This is a genomic window from Comamonas trifloxystrobinivorans (assembly GCF_043359985.1).
Classification (GTDB): Bacteria; Pseudomonadota; Gammaproteobacteria; order Burkholderiales; family Burkholderiaceae_C; genus Comamonas; species Comamonas trifloxystrobinivorans.
The window spans coordinates 146,016-167,042 of sequence record NZ_JBHZGV010000009.1 but is presented as its reverse complement, the minus strand read 5'-3'; the positions used below and the strand labels follow the sequence as shown (position 1 = coordinate 167,042).

Here is a 21,027-nt window from a genome sequence, read left to right as displayed (position 1 = left end):
ACGGATTCAGCCCTTGTGGGCACGGCTGGGCTGCGTTCTGGGCAAAGCCAGCCACATGCCGTCGATCTGGCGGATCTGGATGCGGTGCTCAAACACCGCTTCCAGCGCGGCGTGGGTGGCAGCGTCATTGCTGGCGCCGTGGTGCACTACGCGACCGGCGTCCATCACCAGCGTGTCGTCGGCTAGCAAGGCAAACGACAGCTCGTGCAAAACGCTGACCACGGTGGTGCCCTGTGCCACCAGGGCGCGCACGGCTTCCATCCAGTCGGTCTGGTGCGGCGGGTCCAGGTTGGCAAGCGGCTCGTCCATCAGCAGCACCTGCGCCTGCACCGCCATGGCGCGGGCCAGCAGCACGCGCTGGCGCTCGCCGCCGGACAGCTCGGCCACCGGGCGGTGGCGCCATTCCCAGGCCTGGGTCTGGCGCAGGCAGCGCTCGACGATGGCATGGTCTTTCGCGCTGGGCGATGCCAGCCAAGGCTGGTGCGGCAAACGGCCCAGCAAGGCGACATCGAGCACGGTCAAATCTTCGGTCACCACTTCGCCCTGACCCAGCCAGGCCAGCGCCTGGGCGCGCTGCTTGCGCGGCCAGTTCTGCACGGGCTTGCCAAGCAGGCTCACCTGGCCTTGCATGCTGTTCGCCGGCCACAGGCCGCACAGTGCCTTGAGCAAGCTGGATTTGCCAGCGCCATTGGGGCCGACAATGCTGGTCCAGCGCCCTTGGGCAAAGCCAGCGGACAGCTCGCGCAGAATCGGTTTGCCGTGCACGCTGGCGCTGAGAGCCTGCGCACTGAGCGCGATTTTTTCTGGCGTTTGGAACTCTGCCATTACATTGCTCCTGCCGCACGCGTGCTGCGGTGCATGCGCCACAGCAAATAGGTGCCGCCCAGTGCAGCAGTGAGCACGCCCACCGGCAGCTCTTGTGGTGCCACCAGCCAGCGCGCCAGAATGTCGGCCGCCAACAGCAAGGTGCCGCCCATGGCTGCGGCCAACAAAGTGCTGCGGCCATGGCCAACGCGCACCAGGCTGCGCACCAGGTGCGGTGCGGCCAAGCCCACAAAAGCAATCAAGCCGGTTTGTGCCACCGAAGTGCCGGTGGCCAGCGCCAGCACGGCTACCAGGCCGTAACGCAATTGCGTCAGCGGCAGACCCAGGCTGTTGGCGGTGGCTTCGCCCAAGGTCAAACCATCGAGCACGCGCGAGCAAGCCCAGGTGGCCAGCGCGCAGAACAAGAGCACAGCCGCCATCAGCGCACAACCTTCCCAGCCGACAAAAGCCGAGGTGCCCAAGGTGAAGGCTTGCATGGCTTGCAGAATGTCGGGGTGTTTCAACTCCAGCAGATCGCGCACAGCGCCCAGCACCACGCCCACAATCACGCCGGCCAGCAGCAGGCGCAAAGTGTTTTGCACATTGCGCGCCAGCACCACGGTCAGCGCCACGGCGCAGGCAGCGCCTGCGAATGCCATGCCCGTCATGCCCAGGCGGTAAACCAGGCTCAGGCTGGTGATGGACGATCCCATCAGCACCAAACCCAGCGCGCTGCCCAGCGATGCACCGGACGCACTGCCCAGCAAATACGGATCGGCCAGCGGATTGCGAAACAAGCCTTGCGCCACCGCACCTGCCAGGCCCAGCAAAGCGCCGGCCAGCCAGGCGCCGAGCGAACGCGGCAGGCGGATATCCATCACGATTTGCCACGAGATCGGGTCTTCGCGCATGCGCAGCACGCTCTCCCAACCGGTGCTGCCCACGCTGGCGCCCAGCATCAGCAGCACAAAGGAGAGTAGCAACAACACCACGGCCAGTACCGTGCTGCGGCGCTGGCCGGGAGCGGCTTCTGGCGCTGCTGCGGGCAAAGCGGCTGCCATCAACGCTGCGCCTCCGCGCCCTGCTTTTTGGGCGCTTTGTCAACCAGGCACTGGGCAATCAAATGCGCGGCCTCGGCCATGCGCGGGCCGGGACGCACGATGGTGTACGAATCCTGATCGCTGAACACGCACAGATGCCCACCTTTGATGGCCTTGAGGTTGTTCCAGCCCGGGTAGCTGGTAGCAGCCTGCATGCTGCGGTTGCCCAGCAAGATGACATCGGGCTGAGCGCGCAGCAAGAACTCGGGGCTCAGGCGCGGGAACGGCCCCAGCTCAGCGGGCACCACGTTGCCCACGCCCAGTTGGCTGAGTATTTCGCCAATGAAAGACTGCGGGCCAGCCGCATAAGGGCCACGGCTCACTTCAAAATACACGCGGGTGTTTTTGATGCTGGCCGGCACCAATTGTGCGGCTTCGACCACGCCCGCTTGCAACTCGCGCCACACGCGCTCTGACCCTTGCTCGGGCGGCACACCCAGCAGCTGGCCCAGTTGGCCCAGCACCTTGTGCACGCCGGCTTGCGATTTCACCTCCAGCGCCACCACTTTGACGCCCAGCGCCTCCAGCCGTTCGGCCACCTTGGAGGCGTTGGAGAGCAAGACCAGATCGGGCTTGAGCGCCACGATCGATTCCACGCTCGGGTCCAGCCCGCCGCCCACCACGGGCAGTTTTTTGACCGCTGCCGGCCAGTCCGAATAACGGTCCACGCCCACCAAGCGGTCGCACAGGCCCAGCGCACATGTGCCTTCGGTGAGCGATGGCAGCAGACTGACAATGCGCTGCGGCGGCTTGGCCAGCAGCACGGTTTTGCCGCGGTCGTCGGTAACAGGCTGCGGCGCCTGGCGTGCCGATTCGGCAAAGACTGGAACAGTGGCCGCGCGCTCGGCGGCAGACTGGTTTTGCGCGGAGGCCGCAGTAGCGGAAAACGCGCACAGCAGCGCAACGGCACTGGCAGTAATGTGCCAAAAAAGAGGAGCTTTCGAGCGGGGCATCATTTCATCTGCAGCGGCAAACCTGCCGCCATGAAGGTGACACGGTTGCAAACCGCAGCCGTTTGTTGGTTGAGCGTGCCCAGCGCATCGACAAAGGCGCGCACTTCGCGCCCCAGCGGGATCACGCCCAGACCGATTTCGTTGCTGACCAGAATGACCGGGCCTCGCGCTTGCTGCAGCGCTTGCAAAAAGAGCGCGGCCTGCGCCGGCCAAGTGTCCTCGTCGTCTTGCGGCGTTACCAGATCAGGCGCAGGCATCAGCCAGTTGGTGAGCCACAGGGTGAGGCAATCCACAATCAGCAGATGCTGCGGCGAGCTGTGCGCAGCAATGGCCTGCGCTACGGCACGCGGTGCTTCCAGGGTGGCGAGCTGCGCCACTCGCTCAGCGCGGTCGCGCTGGTGGCGGGCAATGCGCTCGCGCATTTCTGCATCGTAGGCCGTGCCAGTGGCTATCAAACTGGCGCGGTGTGAGGCATCGGCCTGCAGCCATTGGCGTGCCAACAGCTCAGCCTGGCGCGATTTGCCCGATTTTTGGCCGCCCAACAGCAAGAGCTTGAGCGCTGCGCCGGTTGGATAAAACAGGTGGTCTGCCATGGCCGCCATCTTATTCAGTCAGCGTGGGCACGGCGGCTTGCCAGGCTTGCGCATCGACCACCGTTTGCGGCGCACCCAGCAAAGCGGCCACCGCCTGCGGGCAAGAGGCAAACCAGGCGTGGAAGTAGCTGGCGTGGATGCTGCCGTGGCTGTAGAGCGCCTCGCCCTTGCCTGCTTCAGGCGCTTGGCCGGGGCGGCTGCTGCGCGCCAAGGTGGCAGCTTCGCTCTCCAGCCGCGAATAGTGGAAAGTGTGGCCGCGCAGCAAACCCCAAGGCGTTGCCAGTTGCTGCATGCCCAGGCCGGCCAGGCGCTGCTGCATTTGCGCTTGCGCGGGCAGCAGATCCCAGAGTTTGTGCCAGCGGCCTTCCAGATCGGTCAGGCCTTCGGCCAGCGCCACCATGCCGCCGCATTCGGCCCAGACTGGCTTGTTCTGCTCCAGGTGGGATTGCAGATCGAGCTGCAGGCCAGCATTGGCCTGCAGCGCGGGCAAATGCAGTTCAGGGTAACCGCCGGGCAACCACAAGGCATCGCAAGCGGGCAAGCGCTCGCCGGCTACCGGCGAGAAAAACACCAGCTCGGCGCCCATGGCTTGCAAGCATTCCAGGTTGGCGGTGTAGATAAAGCTGAAAGCCGCATCGCGGGCCACGGCAATGCGCTTGCCGGCCAGCAACTCTGGCACGGCAGGCACAGCAGGCGGCGCCACAAAATCAACCGACCAGCGCGCTTGCCATTCAGACCAAGGCAGTTGGCCCAACGGGGTTTGCGCCAGCACATCGGCAGCGGCGTCTAGGCGCTGCATGGCATCGGGCAGCTCGTGCGCCGCGATCAGGCCCAGGTGGCGCTCTGGCAGCAGGTTGGCGCGTGGCGCACTGCCTTCGCGCTGCACCTGCTGCATGGCGCCCAGCCACAGAGCCGGGTCGCGCAGGCCTTCGCGCAGCAAGTTGCCGTGGTGGGCGCTGGCCACGCGGTTGGCCAGCACGCCAGCCAACTGCAAACCGGGGTCAAAATGCTGCAAGCCATAAGCGATGGCACCGAAGGTACCGGCCATGGCCGCCGCGTCGATAACGACGATGGCCGCCACGCCCAACGCCTTGGCCAGCTCGGCGGCGCTGTTGGCACCGTCGAACAAGCCCATCACGCCTTCGATCAGCAGCACATCGTTGTGTTGCGCGGCCTGGTGCAGGCGTGCGCGCACATCGGCATCGCCGTTCATCCAGCGGTCCAGCGCGTGTACCGGCTGGCCGCTGGCCAACCGGTGCCATTGCGGATCGAGAAAATCCGGCCCGCATTTGAACACCTGCACGCGCCGCCCGGCGCGGGCATGCAACCGCGCCAAGGCAGCGGTGACCGTGGTTTTGCCTTGCCCGGAGGCCGGCGCTGCCACCAGCAGCGCCACGCAACGAACAGCTGCGGCAGAGGAATGCACTGCTTCAGTCACGGCTTATTGCGGCATCCACTTGATGCCGGCGTAGAAGCTGCGGCCTTCGTTGGCGTAGGTGCGCGCGGTTTCGTACTTCTTGTCGGTCAGGTTGTTGATGCGGGCGATAAAGCTGAAATCCTTGGCGATCTGCGTTGCGGCCGACAGATTGAACAAGGTGTAGCCACCCAGCACATTGGTGTTGGCTGCGTTGTCAAAACGCTTGGCCGTGGCCTGCATGTCAGCCCCCAGATCCCAGCCAGCCAAGCGCGTATCCACGCCCAGCGAGGCAAAGCGCTTGGCGCGGCGTGCCAGCAGCTTGTCGGTATCGCGGTCGCGCGGGTTCTGGAAATCGACCGAGCCGCGCAGGTTGAACTGGCCCAGCTTGGTGGTGCCGGCCAAGGTGATGCCTTCGAGGCGCGCGCGGCCCACATTGCTGTAGCAGCCGCCATAAGGGCCGGAGTTGCCAGCGCAAGTGCCCGTGCTGCTGACCCAGTTGATCAGCTCGGTGACGTTGTTGCGGTAGACGGTGGCCGAGAAGCTGTTGCTGCCTTGCGCCCAGCGCAGGCCCAGTTCGGCGTTCTTGCTTTCTTCGGGCTTGAGCGACGGATCGCCATACATGCTGAAGCGCTGGTACAGCGTAGGCGCGCGGAAAGCCGTGCCCACCGTGGCGGTGGCGCGCCAGTTGGGCGCAAACTCGTAGCCGTAAGCCGCGCTGCCCGTGGTTTTGCCACCGAATTCGCTGTCGTCATCACGGCGCAGGTTCAGTTGCACGGTGTGCGCACCGCTGTGCAGGCCGTAGCCCAGCGCCAGCGCGTTCTGGCTGCGGTCGCGGTTGATGTCGCCGTTGACCAGCGTGTCTTCGCGGCGCTCCAGCGCAGCCGTCAGTGTGTGCACGCCATAGCGCCACTCGTTCTGGAACAGGTAGTTGTGCAGGCGCGTATCGGTTTCGTAGGGCGAGGGGCGGGTTTCGTAGTAGTCGCGCGACTGGGTGAACTGCAGCTTGGTGCTGTAGTTGTCGGTCCATTGCGACTGCCAGTTCAGGCCCAGCGCATACATTTTGTTGATGCTGCGGTCGTCTTGCTGGCTGGTGTCGTAGCCGGAATTCATATCGCTGGCCAGCATGGTCGCTTCCAGACGCTGCTGCTTGTTGATCTGGTAGCCCAGGCGGGCATTGATGGCGTTGTTGCGGTAGCCATCTTTGTCGGGATTGGCGGTGGCCGTGTTGCGGGCATTGAAGCCGTCGGACTGCGCGCGGTTCAGGCCCAGCGAGTAATCCCAAGCACCTGCGCCGCCCGAGATGCCGGCCTCGGCCGTGTAGGTACCACGGTTGCCCACGCCAAAACCGACGTAGGGCTTGGGTGCGCCTTCGCCTTTTTTGGTGAAAATCTGCACCACGCCGCCCATGGCGTCCGAGCCATACACGGCAGCGGCCGGGCCGCGCAAGACTTCCACGCGCTCAATCAGCGCCAAGGGCAGCGACTGCCAGGAGGCACCGCCGGTGGATTGCGAATCCAGGCGCACGCCGTCTACATACACCGCCGTGAAGCGCGATTCCGCACCGCGGATGAAAACGCTAGTGGCCGCGCCCGGGCCGCCGTTGCGGGTGATCTGGATGCCGGGCACGCGCGCCAGCACATCGGCGATGGCGCCCGGCCCTTGGCGCTGCAGGGTTTTGTCGTCGATGATCGACATGTCGGCCGTCAAATCCGACAGCGGCTGCTCAATGCGGTTGGCGGTTACCACCATTTCCTGCAAGGTTTTACCCTCTGTTGCATCCGCGCTGGCGGCCTCTTGGGCCTGGGCGCCGGCAGCGGCCAGCAAGGCGGCAGCCAGGGCTACGCGCCGGGGCGAGAAAGACAGGGTGGACAAGGCAACAGCGGACTCAGGCGCAGACAGGCGCACCAGCGGCAAGTGGGATTTCATGGGAATCTCAGGCGATAACTACCCCGCGCCAGCCTCCCCGCCGGCAAATGGGGAAAAACAGAAGCGGCACGCCTGTCAGGCAGACGCACCGCAGTCCTCAGCGTTGGCCGGTATCCGGGCTGACGATGTCACAGCGCGCGCCTTCCCAAACACTTGTTCAAGGTATTCAGTGGCAATATTGCGGCTGCAGATGGCGTACAGCCATCGATCGCTTACCGTTGCGGGGGCAGCGCAGGTTGGGCATGGCTTGTAGGGCACAAGCGAACTCCCCTGCTTCCCGTTGAACTGCCAGGGTGTGAACCACCGTGGCGAGCACCAACGGGTACAATTTTATCGTCTTTACTGTTGCGCAATCAAAAACTGTCTCTCTATGGTCACTACGCCTTCTTTGGACCTGATGTTGGAACGGGTGGAAGCCTTGCTGACCCGCCACGAACAACTACAACGCGCGCACGCCGAACTGCAAGAGCAGATGGCCTCCCTCACCCAGGAACGCGACTCCCTGCAATCGCGCCTGACAGCCGCCCGCTCGCGCGTGGACGCGCTGATCGAACGCCTGCCCAAGACTTTTGACCAGGACGAATCATGAAGCAGCTTGAAGTACACATCATGCAGCAAAGCTATATGCTGGGCTGCCCCGAAGGCCAGGAAGAGCGCCTGCTGGCAGCGGTCAAGCAGGTGGACGACGCCATGTGCGGCATCCGCGACAGCGGCAAGATCCGCGGCCGCGAGCGCATTGCCGTGCTGGCCGCGTTGAACATGGCTTTTGACCTGCTCGACCTGAAAACCCAGAACACCGAGCTGAACCAGCAAGCCGAACAGGCCCGCAGCGAAGCGGCGGCACAGCCCGCTGCCGCCAGCGGCCAGGCATCGCTGAACTGGGACGAGCCGCGCCTGCAAGCTATCATGCAGCGCCTCGACGCAGCCACCAGCGACACGGCTGCGGCCGCAACCGCCAACGCCACCGCCGCCTCCTGAGGCACTCAATCCCCACGCATGGGCAGCGGTTGCAACACAGATTGCCGCCCATTGCAAGGATTTGGCAAAAAACCAGCAGCCAGCGCTTTCCCATCAAGCACTGGCTGCTACTATTTTTGCCCCAGTTTCGGACATTGAATTGGCATTTTGGGCCGGCAACCAGGCCCCAGCCGGTACAATGGAAGCGTTCGCAGCCCTGCCGGACTTTATAGTTCCTTGAACCAATGCTCTACGAGCACGGGCTTGGTACATCACCTGTTGAGCGTGATCGTCTCGCGTCAGATGAACCCAACGACAGGTTGCCCTCGCCCACCTGAACCCCCGGTTCAGGATGACGGTCCGGTGGATCCGCTGCGAACACCTCATTTGGGGCGGCCGCCCTCCAGCGCTGCCACCCGTCAGCTTCTCCTCTCCGCTGCGGCGGGGCTTTCAGGCCACCTGAGTCAGGTGGCCTTTTTCCTGCGCGAACGCCCACCATGACCGATCCTCTCGTATTGCTCCCGCTCTCGTGCTTGGGCCTGATCACCGGTTTTCTGGCAGGTTTGCTCGGCATTGGCGGCGGCATGGTGCTGGTGCCTTTCATGACCTACATCCTGGGCACGCAGGCGGTGGCGCCAGAGCTGGCGATCAAGATGGCGATTGCCACCTCGATGGCCACCATCATGTTCACCTCGGTCTCCAGCGTGCGCGCCCACCACAAGCGCGGCGCCGTGCGCTGGGACATCGTCAAACGCCTCGCGCCCGGCATTGTGCTGGGTGGGCTGGTGGCTAGCCTGGGCATTTTTGCTTTGCTCAAAGGCACTTACCTGGGTTTGTTTTTTGGCCTGTTTGTCGGCTACTCGGCGTTGCGCATGTTCCGCAAGTCGAGCGCGCCAAGCAGCACCCGCACCATGCCTGGTACCGGCGGCCAACTGGCGGCTGGCAGCGTGATCGGAGGCTTATCTGGATTGGTGGGAGCCGGCGGCGCTTTTATCAGCGTGCCTTTCATGACCTGGTGCAACGTGCCCATCCACAACGCAGTGGCCACCAGCGCTGCGCTGGGCTTCCCGATTGCGGTGACGAACGTGATCGGCTTCATGCTGGCCGGCCTGCATGCGCAAAACCTGCCACCACATTCGCTGGGCTATATCTGGCTGCCGGGCCTGGTGGCCGTAGCCGTTTGCAGCGTGCTGACGGCACCACTGGGCGCCAAGGCGGCGCACCAGCTGCCCGTGGCGCAACTCAAGAAAATCTTTGGCGGCATTTTGCTGTGCCTGGCCATGTACATGCTGTACAAAAGCCTGGCGGCACTTTCTGCCTGAAGCGTAACGGGTGCTGAGCCGCAGCCCATGCGGCCCACCACCCGCGCTGACTCGTTCAGATGATTTTGGAAAAACGGGCCCGCGTGCGGTCGGCTTGCAGATACTTGTCAAACACCATGGCCACGCCGCGCACAAAGTACCAGCCCAGCTCGGTCACATTGATCGCCTCTGGCGTGATCTCGACCAGGCCCTGCTCCACCAAGGGCTGCAGTTGCTCCAGCTCAGCGGCAAAGTACTGGCGAAAATCGACCAGCCATGATTGCTCGACCGACTCCAGCACCACCGTGCCCTGGCACATCAGGCTCATGATCACGCAGCGGCGCAGCATGTCGTCCCGGCCCAGCGCCAAGCCGCGCACCACGGGGATCTGGCCTTGGTCGATCAGGTCGTAATACTCTTCCAGCGTTTTGGCGTTCTGGCTGTAGGTGGCACCGATTTTGCCAATGGCCGACACGCCCAGCGCCATCAGATCGCAATCGGGTTGCGTGCTGTAGCCCTGAAAGTTGCGGTGCAGGCGCCCTTGGCGCTTGGCCACGGCCAGCCCATCGCCAGGCAAAGCAAAATGGTCCATGCCCACATAGACATAGCCCGCCGCCTGCAGACTCTCCAAAGCCATCGCCAACATGGACAGCTTGTCGACCGGGTTGGGCAGCTCCTGCACAGCAATGCGGCGCTGGGGCTTGAAGCGCTCGGGCAAATGTGCATAGGCGTACAGCGCAATGCGATCGGGGCGCAGCAGACAGACTTGCTCCATGGTGCGGGCAAAACTGGCCGGTGTTTGCTGCGGCAGGCCGTAGATCAAATCGATATTGATGGACTCAAAGCCGATGGCGCGCGCCTGCGCCACCAAATCAAACACCTGCTCGGCGGGCTGCTCTCGGTGCACGGCTTTTTGCACCTGCGGGTCAAAATCCTGCACGCCAAAGCTCAAACGGTTAAAGCCCACACTGTAGAGATGGCGGAGTCGCGCCGGCGTCACTGTTCTGGGATCGACCTCTATAGAGTATTCGCCCCCCGGCTGCAGCTGAAAGCGTGCACGCACCATTTCCATCAGGCGTGTGAGTGCTTCATCACTCAGGAAGGTTGGCGAGCCGCCACCCAGATGCAACTGGCTGACAGGCTGATTGCTGCGGCAATGCGCCAACTGCAAATCGAGTTCGCGCTCCAGATAGTCCAGGTATTCGTCGGCGCGCTCGGGGTGCTTGGTGATAATCTTGTTGCAAGCGCAGTAGTAGCACAGCGACTCGCAAAACGGTATGTGCACATACAGCGACAACGGCACCAAACGGCTACCCAAACCAGCACTGCGCTGCTCCAGCGCTCGTCGGTAGCCATCCGCATCAAAGGCTTCAACAAAGCGGTCTGCGGTAGGATACGAAGTGTAACGCGGGCCGGATACATCGAACCGGCGCAGCAAGTCGGGGGTCAAGGCCATCATGATCTCTCTTCTTTTAGAAGCTGCAATGTGCCGCAAGCGGACGCCCATGTCCTTGACTTATGTCAAGGATCATTTTTACGCCTCCGTACACAATGAGGCTAAGTGTGGAACCTTTGTTTCTACACAATTTTTTGTAACCGGATATTGACACATGACACCCAACGCGATCAAAGTGGCCTGCTCCAACTGCAATCTGCGCGAGTTGTGCATGCCCGTCGGCCTTTCATCCGATCAAATGGATCGTATTGACGAGCTTGTTGCCACCCGCCGCAGAATCAAACGAGGAACCGCCCTGTTCCGCAATGGCGAGGCTTTCAACTCGCTCTATGCGATCCGCACCGGTTTTTTCAAAACCACCATCGCCACCGAAGATGGTCGTGACCAGGTCACCGGCTTCCAGATGGCGGGCGAGATCATCGGGCTGGATGGCATCGTCAACGACCGCCATTCCTGCGACGCGATTGCGCTGGAAGATGCGGAAGTCTGCGTCATGCCCTATTCCACGCTCGAAGAGCTCTCGCGCGAAGTCAACGCGCTGCAGCACCACGTGCACAAGGTGATGAGCCGCGAGATCGTGCGCGAGCACGGCGTCATGCTGCTGCTGGGCAGCATGCGTGCAGAAGAGCGCCTGGCCGCCTTCCTGCTGAACCTGGTGCAGCGCCTGCACACGCGCGGCTTCTCGCAGTCCGAGCTGATCCTGCGCATGACGCGCGAAGAGATCGGCAGCTACCTGGGCCTGAAGCTCGAAACCGTCAGCCGCACTTTCTCGAAGTTCGCCGAAGAAGCCATCATCGAAGTCAAGCAGCGCCACGTCCGTATTCTGGATACGGACAAACTCCATGCGCTGGTTAACAACCAGCACTGCGGCGTGTAATCACAGCGCCAAAACACCTGCATCAGTGCTGATTTGGCGCAAAGTCTGGTAGTTATGCATGCGCTAAGGTGATCGGCTCGCTGCAACCAGTGCTCGCCAACTTTTCCCGGCGGGTGCTCTAGCCCACACCAAAAAGGAGCTGCTGATGTACCACCATATTCTGCTTGCCACCGACGGATCGGAACTGTCCAACAAAGCGGTGCAACACGCACTGGCACTGGCCAAACTGGGCAAGACGCAAGTCACCGCCGTCAATATTTCGCCCAACTATCCGCGCAGCTATTTTGAAGGCAGCACGAATGCTGATCCGGCCGAGATCGCCCGGGTGCAAAAAGGCTGGCTGGATTCGGCGCAGGCCGTGGTCGACAAAGTGGTGGCCGAAGGCGCCAGCGCGGGTGTGCCCGTCAAGGCCCTGGTGGTGCAGTCCGATCTGGTGGCCGAGTCGCTGCTCCGAGTGGCCGACAGCGAGAAGTGCGATCTGATCGTCATGGCCTCGCACGGCTACAAAGGCCTCAAGCGCCTGCTGCTAGGCAGCGAAACCCAGCATGTGCTGACGCACGCCAAGGTGCCAGTGCTGGTACTGCGTTGATCGCATAAGCACAATTACAGGCCCACGCGCCCAACCCCCCAAAAAAAGAGAAGGCTCCCGGCCTTCTCTTTTTTGCGTCCATGGACACCATTGCAGCCGCCAGCTGGGCTGACGGCTGTGGCCGGATTCAGGCCTTGAACAGATCCTGGTACTGCGCGCGCAGCAGGTTTTTCTGCACCTTGCCCATGGTGTTGCGAGGCAGCTCGGCCACCACAAAGCAGCGCTTGGGGATTTTGAAATTGGCCAGCTGGTTTTTCAGCGTGCTGATGATGCCGTCCGCATCCGGGCTCTGGCCGGGTTTGGCAATCACCACGGCCACGCCGACTTCACCAAAATCCGGGTGTGGCACGCCTACCAGCGCACTTTCGGCCACGCCGGGCAGCTCGTTGATATAGCCTTCGATCTCGGCCGGATAGACGTTGTAGCCGCCCGAGATGATCAGGTCTTTGCTGCGGCCGACAATCGTCACATAGCCGCGCTCGTCGAGCTTACCCACGTCGCCGGTCTTGAACCAGCCATCGGCGGTGAACTCTTCGGCCGTTTTCTCCGGCATGCGCCAGTAGCCGCTGAACACGTTGGGCCCTTGCACCTGGATATTGCCAATCTCACCCACCGGCAAAGCCTGGCCATCGTCGCCATGCACACGTACGCCCACGCCGGGCAGCGGAAAGCCGACGGTGCCACCGCGGCGCTCGTCCTGGTGGTTGTAACGGCTGTCGGCGCGGTAAGGGTTGGAGACCAGCATGATGGTTTCGCTCATGCCGTAGCGCTCCAAAATCGTGTGGCCGGTGCGGGTTTGCCACTCGCGGAAAGTCTCGATCAGCAGCGGCGCCGAGCCCGAGATGAACAAGCGCATGTGCTTGGTGCTCTCTTTGCTGAGTGCCGGCTCCGCCAGCATGCGCACATACAAGGTGGGCACGCCCATGAAAACCGTGGCGCGCGCCATGGCCGCGATCACCGCCTTGGGCTCGAACTTGGCGAACCAGAGCATCTTGCTGCCGTTGAGCAGTGCAGCGTGAATGGCAACGAACAGGCCGTGCACGTGGAAGATCGGGAGCGCATGGATGAGCACATCGCCTTTTTCCCAGCCCCAATAGTCTTTCAGCATCACCGCATTGCTCAGCAGGTTGCCGTGGCTGAGCATCGCGCCTTTGCTGCGGCCCGTGGTGCCGCTGGTGTAGAGAATGGCCGCCATGTCATCTGCGGTTTTAACGGCTGGCTCGTGCTCCTCGGCACAGTGCACCGCACGCTCCAACAAGGTGCCGCTGCGGTCTTCGCCCAGTGTGAAAACGCTTCGCGTGCCGCACTGGAAAGCAATTTTCGAGACCCAGCCAAAGTTTTGCGGCGAGCACACCACCACGGCCGGCTCGGCGTTGGTGATGAAGTATTCGATTTCAGCGCTTTGGTAGGCCGTGTTCAGGGGCAGGAACACATAGCCGGCGCGCAAGGTGGCCAGGTACAGCGCCATGGCTTCGACCGATTTTTCCACCTGCACCGCCACTCGGCTGCCGCTCGGGATCTTCAGACTGTCCAGCAGGTTGGCGATGCGGGCGCTCATGCGCTCCAGATCGCGCCAACTGTAGTTCAGCGGCTCGCCGCTGGGGGAGGTGGTTTCGACCGCCACCTCGTCCAGATTGCTGGGGAATGCGTCGCGCAGTGCGCAAAACAAATTGTGATTTTTCATGCTTGTCTTCTTGCTTGGTGGTGTTGTACGCGGCTGTGCTCACCGCTTTCAAAATAAAAATCAGCCCTCAAAATTGCGCCGGGCGCTTGGCGATAAAGGCGGCAATGCCTTCACGGTGTTCGGCCGAATCGGCGTACGCATAGGGCTGCGCCAATGCGGGTGCCGCTATATCGCCAGCCGCCAAGGCGCGCAGGGTTTGTTTGTTGAGCCGAGCCGCCTGCGGCGCCAGCCGTGCAATGCGCTGCGCGGTTTCATCCACATGCTCAGCAAGCGCCTCAGCACTTTGGCAGCGGCTGAGAAAACCGCTGGCCAGCATGTCGGCAGCGCCAAACACTGCGGCTTCCAACAGCATTTGCCGCGCCTTCAGGCTGCCGATCTGGCTGGCCACCAACGCAGCTTCTTTGGGTGCCATCGGAAAACCGAGCTTGGCAATGGGCGCACCAAATTTGGCGTTGTCGGCTGCAACGCGGATGTCGCAGCAGCTGGCGATCTCCACGCCTGCGCCCATACATGCACCACGGATGGCGGCCACTATCGGCACATCGCACTGCAGCATGGCGTTCAGGCCGGCCCAGACTTCGTCTTCATGGAAAGCGGCCAAGGTGTCGGGCGCAAAGCGAAAGCTCTCGTACTCGGAGATATCACCGCCTGCACAAAAAGCCTCGCCTGCGCCTTCGACCACAATGCAGCGCAGAGCCGTGTTGCGCTGCAAGCTTTCAAACACGGCCCGCAGCTCGCGCCACATGGCCCGCGACATGGCGTTGAGCTTGCCGGGGTGGTCCAACACCACCCGCACCACGGCCGCGTTTTGCGCCGCACCGCTCTCACCCGTTTTCCAGTGCTCCACCCGAACCTGACCAGCCATCCACCCGCTCCTGTTGCTATTCGATCTTGGCGCCCGAGGCTTTTACCACCTCGGCCCAGCGCTTGACCTCATCATTCACAAAGGCCGCAAACTGCGGCTGCGTCATGCTGCCATAGTCGGCACCGTTTTTCGCCCAGACGGCCTTGATTTCTTCCGAGGCGCCCATGCGTTGGATCTCTTCGAGCATGCGCGCCTGCACTTCGGGCGGCGTGCCTTTGATGGCCCACAGCCCGTACCAGGTGGTGACCGTGTAATCGGGCAGGCCCACTTCGGCCGCGCAAGGCACATCGGGCAGCGAAGGGTTGCGTTTATTGCCCGCCACCATCAAACACTTGATACGGCCAGCCGCAATGTGCGCGGCCGATGAGCCCAGGCCGTCAAACAACATGTCCACATTGCCAGCAATCAGGTCTTGCAGCGCCGGGCCCGCTCCCTTGTAAGGCACATGCATGATGTCGGTTTTGCTCTGAATTTTGAACAGTTCGCCAGCCAAATGGTGGCTACTACCCGCGCCAGCCGATGCATAGCTCATCCTGCCGGGGTTGGCCTTGATCTGGGCGATCAGCTCCTGCATGGTGTTGGCGCTGACTTTTTTGGGGTTCACCACCACCACCTGTGGCACGGTGGCCAGCAGCGCCAGCGGCACCAAGTCTTTTTGGATGTCGTAATCGAGCTTGGGGTAGACCGAAGGCGCAATCACGTGGTGCGTGCCGCCCATGAAAAAATGGTAGCCGTCGCTGGGCTGGCGCGCTGCAAAGCTGGCGCCCAAGGTGCCGCCAGCGCCGCCCTTGTTGTCGATCACCAAGGTTTTGCCCGTGGTTTTGGCGAACTGCGACGACAGCGGGCGCGCAAACGCATCCGTGCCACCGCCAGCGGGAAAAGGCACCACCCAGGTGACCGGCTTGTTGGGCCAGTCTTTGGCACTGTTGGCCAGCGCCCATACCGGCAGGCCTGCGGCCGCCATGCCGGCCGCCACCTGGCCGAGAAAATGCCGCCTGGGCTGACCCTGCCAACCCATATCTTGCTTGTGCTTATTCATGCTTGTCTCCTTAATGTTGTTGTACGGCCCGCTTGGGCGCATGGGCTTGCGCTTTGGGGCCGCTGGATTCACTCACTGACACTCGCTCTCTCACCCTGGCCCGCCGCGCAGCTGCGCTGGCGAACCATCAACCCTTTCCTATTTTTGGATGGCCAAGACGCTCAGGTCTTGGCTTGTGACTCAATGGCTGACGACACCGGCACCTTGCCTTGGGCCAGCAAGGCGCGGTGCTTGTCCAGGCGCTTCAGATCGTAGAGATAGTTCACCATCAGGCCATAGGATTGTTTGACGCCCTTGGCCGACGGATCGCCCGCCCAATTGAGCCGCTCCACGCGCGCGCCATTGCCCAGGTGGAAGCGCGCCACCGGGTCGGCCGGACGCTCTTTCACCAGGGTTTTTCCCAGGTACACGGCCGCCGCATGCTGCAGCAATTTGGCTTGCGGGCTGGCCACATCCAGCTCCAGCGGCTGCTCGCAAGCGGCCAGCCATTGCGCAGCGCTGGCTGCTTCGTCTCCCAGGGCCTTGGCCACTTCGCCTCGCAAGCGCTTGTCGGCCGATTCCCAGACGGCGTCGGCGTTCTTGCCCAACCAGCTGCGAAAACCCGGAATCGGCGACAGCGTGGCAAATTGGCGCAGCTTGGGGAACTCCTGCAGCAACTGCTCGACCACGTTTTTGATGAGCGAATCGCCAAAGCTCACGCCGCGCAGGCCAGTTTGCGTATTGCTGATCGAGTAGAAAATCGCCGTGCTGGCCTTGCTCAGATCGGCCGCGGCGGCCTTTTCGTCGAGCAGCGGCGTGATCGAGTCCGACATCTTGTCGACCAGCGCCACCTCCACAAAAATCAGCGGCTCATTGGGCAGGCGCGGGTGGAAAAAGCCGTAGCAGCGGCGGTCGCTGTCGAGGCGGTTTTTCAGGTCGTCCCAGCTGCGGATGTCGTGCACCGCTTCGTACTTGATCAGCTTTTCGAGCAGCGATGCGGGCGAATCCCAGTTGAGGCTGCGCATCTCCAAAAACGCCACGTCAAACCAGGTCGAGAACAGGTATTCCAGATCGGCGTCGAGCGCGCCCAGCCAGTCGTTGGCCTTGAGCTGTGGCAGCAGTTCGGCGCGCAAATCCAGCAAAAAGCGCATGCCTTGGGGCGGCACGGCAAAGCGCTGCAGCAGGCGCAGGCGCGGTGTCAGCATGGCGCGGCGCAGTTGGCGCTCGGCCGCGCCCATGCTCGCTGTGCCAATGGCATCTTCGTACTTTTGCCGCACTTGCTGGATTTTGGCCACATCGGGCACAAACTGCTCGCACAGCAGGTGCCACAAATCCAGCCGCTGTTCGGCCGAGGCCTTGCCATACCACTGCATCACCTGCTCGGCCAGGCGCCCGCCTTCGATATCGCTCAGCTCGCTGGCCGCCGCACCTTGCAGATCGGCCAGCAGGCGGCGCAGCTCGCGCGGCGACAGCACTTCGCTGCCCCGGCGCAAGGTGGCTTTCAGGCGCTCGGTGGTGTTGCGCTCGGTGCCGGCATCCGTGCCAGTACCCAGTTCGGTGGGAATGCCGACGGAGCGCAACCAGGCTGCGCTTTTGTGCAGCCAGCTGCTGGCGCCGCTGTCAGGAATGGTGTCGCTCATATGCTGATCCTCGAAAGTGACAATGTCGTCATGCGTTGCAGCGCCTTGCGCTGCTGCAGCAAATGGTGGCGCATGGCTTGCTCGGCGCCGCCTGCGTCGCCCGCCACCATGGCCGCGTAGATGTTCAGGTGCTCTTGCAAGCTGCCCAGCAAGCGGCCGGGCGCGCTCAGCTGCTGCAGGCGCGCCAGGCGCAGAATGCGGCGCAAGTCGCCAATCGTCTGCGCCAGCCAGCGGTTATCGGCCAGGGTGATGAAGGCTTCGTGAATCTGGTAGTTCATGCGGTAGTAGCCTTCTATGTCGCCCGACTCCCCGCAATGCGTCAGCTGCTCGTGCAAGACGTCGAGCACCGCGCGGTCAGCCGGGCTGAGCTTGTTGGTGGCTTCGAAAGCGGCCCGCCCTTCCAGCAAGGCAATCACGGGAAAGATGTCGTCGAGATCGCGGTCGGTGATGGTGGCCACAAAGCAGCCCCGGCGCGGCTCATGGCGCAGCAGGCCTTCGGAGACCAACAGCTTGAGCGCCTCGCGCAGCGGCGTGCGCGATACGTAGAGGCGCTCGCACAGCGTTTTCTCGTCGAGCAACTCGCCGGGCTCCAGCTCGCCGGCAAAGATCAGGTCCCGCACCTGGTTGGCCACGGTGTCGTGCAAAGGTTGTGCAGCAGTTGCCATCCACTCTCCTCCTGCGCTGCATTGCCGAACTGCCTTGCAAGCCTTGTGGCCGCAATATCCGGCAATGCTTTCTGTAATTATGAGAAATAACAGAGAATTTTGAATTGCGTATTTACACCAATGCCGCTTTTTTTCGCCTGCAAACGCTGTTTTGCAGACGTAGACATGAAAAAAGCAGGCCGAAGCCTGCTTTTGCGAGAGTTTGCGTGAAATGCGGAATCAGCCGCGTTCAGTCCTTGCCGTAAGGATCGAAGTCGAAATACTTGTCGGCAATCTTCTTGTAAGTGCCATTGGCGCGGATAGCGGCAATCGCCTCGTTCAGCTCTTTCTTCAGCTCGGGCTGGCCCTTGCGCAAGGCGATGCTGGCGCCTTCGCCAAAAATCTTCTTGTCGACCAGGGTGTCACTGACGAACTCGAACTTCTGGCCTTCGGGCTTTTTCAAAAAGCCATAGGCAATTTCCACGCTGTCGGCCACCGAGCCGTCGAGGCGGCCGGAGTTGATGTCCAGATAAACCGGGTCGCGGCCGGGGTAAGACACCACATCCACGCCCGCGGGCTTAAGGTAGGTCAGCGCCCATTTTTCCTGGATGCTGGCCTTGAGCACGCCCATTTTCTTGCCTTTGAGCGATTCGGGGCCGGTGTATTGGAAGCCCTTGGGCATCACGATACGGGCACCCGTGTGGTAGTACTTGTTGGAGAAATCAACCACGCGCGCGCGGTCTTCGTTCTTGGCCATCGAGCTGATGATCACGTCGTACTTCTTGGCTTGCAGGCCGGGAATCATGCCGTCCCAGACTTGCTCGACAAACACGCACTTGCGTTTGATCTGCTCGCAGATGGCGTTGGCGATGTCAATGTCGAAACCCGCGGGCTGGCCCGAAGCCAGCTTGTAGGTAAAGGGTTCATACGACAGGTCGACTGCCACCTTCAGGTCCTGCGCCGCCGATGCAGGGGCCGACAAGCCGATCAGTGCTGCAGCGCTCAAGCTCAGCGCCAAAATTTTCTTCATTCGAAACTCCAAGAACGTCTGGGTCCACACCCATTGGCAATGGCCGCCTAGCCCTTGCCACCAGGGCGCAGTATATTACCGGCGCAAGCGCCTCAGGCGCCAGCCAGCACCGGCTGCTGGCGGCCACGGTTCCAGAGGTACAGGCCCAGCACCACCATGGGCACGCACAGCCACTGGCCCATGCTCATGCCCAGCGACAAGAGACCCAGAAAATCGTCCGGCTCGCGGAAATACTCGGCCGTGAAGCGCAGCGCGCCGTAGCCGATCAGGAAAGCGCCAGCCACCTGGCCCTCGCCACGCGGCTTGCGCGAATACCACCACAGCAGCACGAACAGCAGCACGCCTTCGAGCAAAAACTGGTAGATCTGTGAAGGATGGCGCGGCTGCATCGAGCCGCTTTGCGGAAACACCATGGCCCAAGGCAGATCGGCGCTGGCAAAGCGGCCCCACAGCTCGCCATTGATGAAGTTGCCAATGCGGCCCGATGCCAAGCCCAGCGGAATACAAGGCGCCACAAAATCGGCCACCTGCAACCAGGGCCGGCCTTTGAGCTTGGCAAACAGCACCATCGAGACGATCACGCCGATGAGGCCGCCATGGAAGCTCATGCCACCTTGCCAGACCGCGAACACTTCCAGCGGATGGCTGAGGTAGTAGCCCGGCTTGTAGAACAGGCAATAACCCAGGCGCCCGCCCACAATCACGCCCAGCACGCCATAAAAAAGGATGTCTTCCACATCCTTGCGCAGCCAGGCCGATGGCGTGGTGATCGATGCAAACGGCTGGTCCTTGAGGCGGCGAATGCCCAGCAGCAAAAACAGGCCAAAGGCGACCAGATAAGTGAGGCCGTACCAGTGCACGGCGAGCGGGCCGATCTTGATGGCGATGGGATCAAATTGGGGGTACATCAGCATGGCTGGCATTGTGCCGCAGAACCTGGGCAACCGCGTTACAAGCCCAGGGCAGGCCTGCCGGAGCACACCGCTCCTGCCAACATCTGCACGGGTTTGCCGCACAGTTAACGTCAACGCCCCAGCAGCCAGTACATTCCGTGACACGCTGGCGGACAGGCGGCTGAGCGCAGTCATTTAGTCATTTCGACCAAAATAAGCAATCACAATTGCCAATTTGTCGAAACAAAATAGCAATCAGCATTCAATATGTCATAAAACCCTGATGGCAGCGCTATACTGGCGCAGGCGTGCGCAGTTCGGCGCTCGCTAGAATCCTTTTTTCAGCCTTTCTCGCTCACCAACAAGCCATGACATCCACCAGCGTTCCCCTGACCGGTAGTATTGTTGCCCTCATCACCCCCATGCATGCCGACGGCAGCGTGGACTACGCCAGCCTGCGCAAACTGATCGACTGGCATATCGCTGAGGGCACCAACTGCATCGGCGTGGTCGGCACCTCGGGCGAATCGCCCACGGTGACGGTGGAAGAGCACATGGAGATCATCCGTGTGGCGGTGGAGCAATCGAACAAGCGCGTGCCCATCATGGCCGGCTGCGGCGCCAACTCCACCCACGAAGCCATCACCCTGGCCAAGTACGCCAAGAGCGTGGGCGCCGACAGCCAGCTGCAAGTCGTACCCTACTACAACAAGCCCACGCAAGAAGGCCAGTACCTGCACTTCAAGGCAATTGCCGAAGAAGTGGGCGATCTGCCGATCTTCCTGTACAACGTGCCCGGCCGCAGCGTGGCCGACATGCAGCACGAGACCGTGCTGCGCCTGGCAGAGGTGCCGGGCATTGTCGGTATCAAGGAAGCCACCGGAAACATTGAGCGGGCGCAATGGTTGATCAAAGACGCGCCGGCCGGTTTTGGCATCTACTCGGGCGACGATCCCACCGCCGTAGCCCTGATGCTGTGCGGCGGCCACGGCAATGTGAGCGTGACCGCCAACGTCGCGCCTCGCATGATGAGCCAGCTGTGCCAGGCAGCAATTGCCAAGGATGTCGGTCGGGCTATGGAAATTCAGAATAAACTGCTGCCGCTGCACAAGAGCCTGTTCTTGGAGGCCAACCCCATTCCGGTAAAGTGGGCGGCCAGCAAAATGGGGCTGTGCGGCCCAACCCTGCGCCTGCCGATGACCGAGCTGTCTGCCGGTCTGCACGGCACGGTGGAAGCTGCGATGCGTGGAGCCGGCCTGTTATAAAGCCGTCTGCGCATC

Annotated in this window: 20 protein-coding genes and 1 riboswitch; of the genes, 6 read left to right on the top strand and 14 right to left on the bottom strand. The window is 62.3% G+C overall.

Annotated features, from left to right (window positions below; genetic code table 11):
- Positions 1 to 6: 6 nt before the first annotated feature.
- Genes ACFIQF_RS12595 through ACFIQF_RS12570 form a run of 6 tightly spaced genes read right to left on the bottom strand, consistent with a single transcriptional unit; the run spans position 7 to position 6,793 of the window.
- Positions 7 to 825: an ABC transporter ATP-binding protein gene (locus tag ACFIQF_RS12595; protein ID WP_393943272.1), complete on the bottom strand. Its 819-nt coding sequence runs from the start codon at positions 823 to 825 to the stop codon at positions 7 to 9.
- Positions 825 to 1,865 carry a FecCD family ABC transporter permease gene (locus ACFIQF_RS12590; RefSeq protein WP_393943271.1) on the bottom strand — a complete coding sequence of 347 codons (1,041 nt, stop codon included), beginning with the start codon at positions 1,863 to 1,865 and terminating at the stop codon, positions 825 to 827. Before ACFIQF_RS12590 ends, ACFIQF_RS12595 begins: the two co-directional genes overlap by 1 nt.
- Positions 1,865 to 2,857, bottom strand: a complete 993-nt coding sequence (locus ACFIQF_RS12585; protein WP_393943269.1) for an ABC transporter substrate-binding protein — start codon at positions 2,855 to 2,857, stop codon at positions 1,865 to 1,867. The genes ACFIQF_RS12590 and ACFIQF_RS12585 overlap by 1 nt, the downstream gene beginning before the upstream one ends.
- Complete coding sequence (locus ACFIQF_RS12580) at positions 2,857 to 3,450, bottom strand: bifunctional adenosylcobinamide kinase/adenosylcobinamide-phosphate guanylyltransferase (RefSeq protein WP_393943268.1); 594 nt, start codon at positions 3,448 to 3,450, stop codon at positions 2,857 to 2,859. Before ACFIQF_RS12580 ends, ACFIQF_RS12585 begins: the two co-directional genes overlap by 1 nt.
- A 10-nt stretch (positions 3,451 to 3,460) precedes the next feature.
- Complete coding sequence (locus ACFIQF_RS12575) at positions 3,461 to 4,888, bottom strand: cobyrinic acid a,c-diamide synthase CobB (protein WP_393943266.1); 1,428 nt, start codon at positions 4,886 to 4,888, stop codon at positions 3,461 to 3,463.
- A gap of 3 nt (positions 4,889 to 4,891) precedes the next feature.
- Positions 4,892 to 6,793, bottom strand: a complete 1,902-nt coding sequence (locus ACFIQF_RS12570) for a TonB-dependent receptor domain-containing protein (RefSeq protein ID WP_393943264.1) — start codon at positions 6,791 to 6,793, stop codon at positions 4,892 to 4,894.
- An 88-nt stretch (positions 6,794 to 6,881) separates the two neighbouring features.
- Positions 6,882 to 7,128, bottom strand: a riboswitch (cobalamin riboswitch).
- 35 nt (positions 7,129 to 7,163) lie between these two features.
- Here ACFIQF_RS12570 and ACFIQF_RS12565 point away from each other — a divergent pair.
- The 3 genes from ACFIQF_RS12565 (at position 7,164) to ACFIQF_RS12555 (ending at position 9,072) form a co-directional block, all read left to right on the top strand.
- Positions 7,164 to 7,382 (top strand): DUF904 domain-containing protein, encoded by a 219-nt coding sequence (locus ACFIQF_RS12565; protein ID WP_393943262.1) that lies wholly within the window; start codon positions 7,164 to 7,166, stop codon positions 7,380 to 7,382.
- A complete protein-coding gene (locus ACFIQF_RS12560; RefSeq protein ID WP_393943260.1) occupies positions 7,379 to 7,771 on the top strand; it encodes a cell division protein ZapA in 393 nt (130 codons plus the stop codon). Before ACFIQF_RS12565 ends, ACFIQF_RS12560 begins: the two co-directional genes overlap by 4 nt.
- Before the next feature lie 476 nt (positions 7,772 to 8,247).
- The gene (locus ACFIQF_RS12555) at positions 8,248 to 9,072 is read left to right on the top strand and encodes a sulfite exporter TauE/SafE family protein (protein WP_393943259.1); all 825 of its coding nucleotides are present in this window, start codon (positions 8,248 to 8,250) and stop codon (positions 9,070 to 9,072) included.
- Between the two features lie 55 nt (positions 9,073 to 9,127).
- Here the strand turns inward: ACFIQF_RS12555 and hemN are convergent, their stop codons facing one another.
- Positions 9,128 to 10,510, bottom strand: a complete 1,383-nt coding sequence (hemN, locus tag ACFIQF_RS12550; protein WP_393943257.1) for an oxygen-independent coproporphyrinogen III oxidase — start codon at positions 10,508 to 10,510, stop codon at positions 9,128 to 9,130.
- 151 nt (positions 10,511 to 10,661) lie between these two features.
- Here hemN and fnr point away from each other — a divergent pair, with 151 nt between their 5' ends.
- Entirely contained in the window at positions 10,662 to 11,384 is a 723-nt protein-coding gene (gene fnr, locus ACFIQF_RS12545; RefSeq protein WP_393943255.1) for a fumarate/nitrate reduction transcriptional regulator Fnr, read from the top strand.
- A gap of 145 nt (positions 11,385 to 11,529) precedes the next feature.
- Positions 11,530 to 11,973 carry a universal stress protein gene (locus ACFIQF_RS12540; RefSeq protein WP_393943254.1) on the top strand — a complete coding sequence of 148 codons (444 nt, stop codon included), beginning with the start codon at positions 11,530 to 11,532 and terminating at the stop codon, positions 11,971 to 11,973.
- A gap of 127 nt (positions 11,974 to 12,100) precedes the next feature.
- Here ACFIQF_RS12540 and ACFIQF_RS12535 read toward each other — a convergent pair whose 3' ends face one another.
- From ACFIQF_RS12535 to lgt, 7 genes are all read right to left on the bottom strand, one after another.
- Entirely contained in the window at positions 12,101 to 13,657 is a 1,557-nt protein-coding gene (locus ACFIQF_RS12535) for a malonate--CoA ligase (RefSeq protein WP_393943252.1), read from the bottom strand.
- Between the two features lie 67 nt (positions 13,658 to 13,724).
- Positions 13,725 to 14,522 carry an enoyl-CoA hydratase/isomerase family protein gene (locus ACFIQF_RS12530; RefSeq protein WP_393943250.1) on the bottom strand — a complete coding sequence of 266 codons (798 nt, stop codon included), beginning with the start codon at positions 14,520 to 14,522 and terminating at the stop codon, positions 13,725 to 13,727.
- 16 nt (positions 14,523 to 14,538) lie between these two features.
- Positions 14,539 to 15,561, bottom strand: a complete 1,023-nt coding sequence (locus ACFIQF_RS12525; RefSeq protein ID WP_393943248.1) for a Bug family tripartite tricarboxylate transporter substrate binding protein — start codon at positions 15,559 to 15,561, stop codon at positions 14,539 to 14,541.
- A gap of 161 nt (positions 15,562 to 15,722) precedes the next feature.
- Positions 15,723 to 17,180, bottom strand: a complete 1,458-nt coding sequence (locus ACFIQF_RS12520) for a malonyl-CoA decarboxylase (RefSeq protein ID WP_393943246.1) — start codon at positions 17,178 to 17,180, stop codon at positions 15,723 to 15,725.
- Positions 17,177 to 17,845 (bottom strand): GntR family transcriptional regulator, encoded by a 669-nt coding sequence (locus ACFIQF_RS12515; RefSeq protein ID WP_393943244.1) that lies wholly within the window; start codon positions 17,843 to 17,845, stop codon positions 17,177 to 17,179. Before ACFIQF_RS12515 ends, ACFIQF_RS12520 begins: the two co-directional genes overlap by 4 nt.
- A gap of 229 nt (positions 17,846 to 18,074) precedes the next feature.
- Positions 18,075 to 18,854: a transporter substrate-binding domain-containing protein gene (locus ACFIQF_RS12510; RefSeq protein WP_393943242.1), complete on the bottom strand. Its 780-nt coding sequence runs from the start codon at positions 18,852 to 18,854 to the stop codon at positions 18,075 to 18,077.
- A 92-nt stretch (positions 18,855 to 18,946) separates the two neighbouring features.
- On the bottom strand, positions 18,947 to 19,777 hold the full coding sequence (gene lgt, locus ACFIQF_RS12505; RefSeq protein ID WP_393943241.1) for a prolipoprotein diacylglyceryl transferase: 831 nt from the start codon (positions 19,775 to 19,777) through the stop codon (positions 18,947 to 18,949).
- A gap of 338 nt (positions 19,778 to 20,115) precedes the next feature.
- Between lgt and dapA the strand changes: the two genes are divergently transcribed.
- Positions 20,116 to 21,012 carry a 4-hydroxy-tetrahydrodipicolinate synthase gene (gene dapA, locus ACFIQF_RS12500; protein ID WP_393943239.1) on the top strand — a complete coding sequence of 299 codons (897 nt, stop codon included), beginning with the start codon at positions 20,116 to 20,118 and terminating at the stop codon, positions 21,010 to 21,012.
- Positions 21,013 to 21,027: the final 15 nt, after the last annotated feature.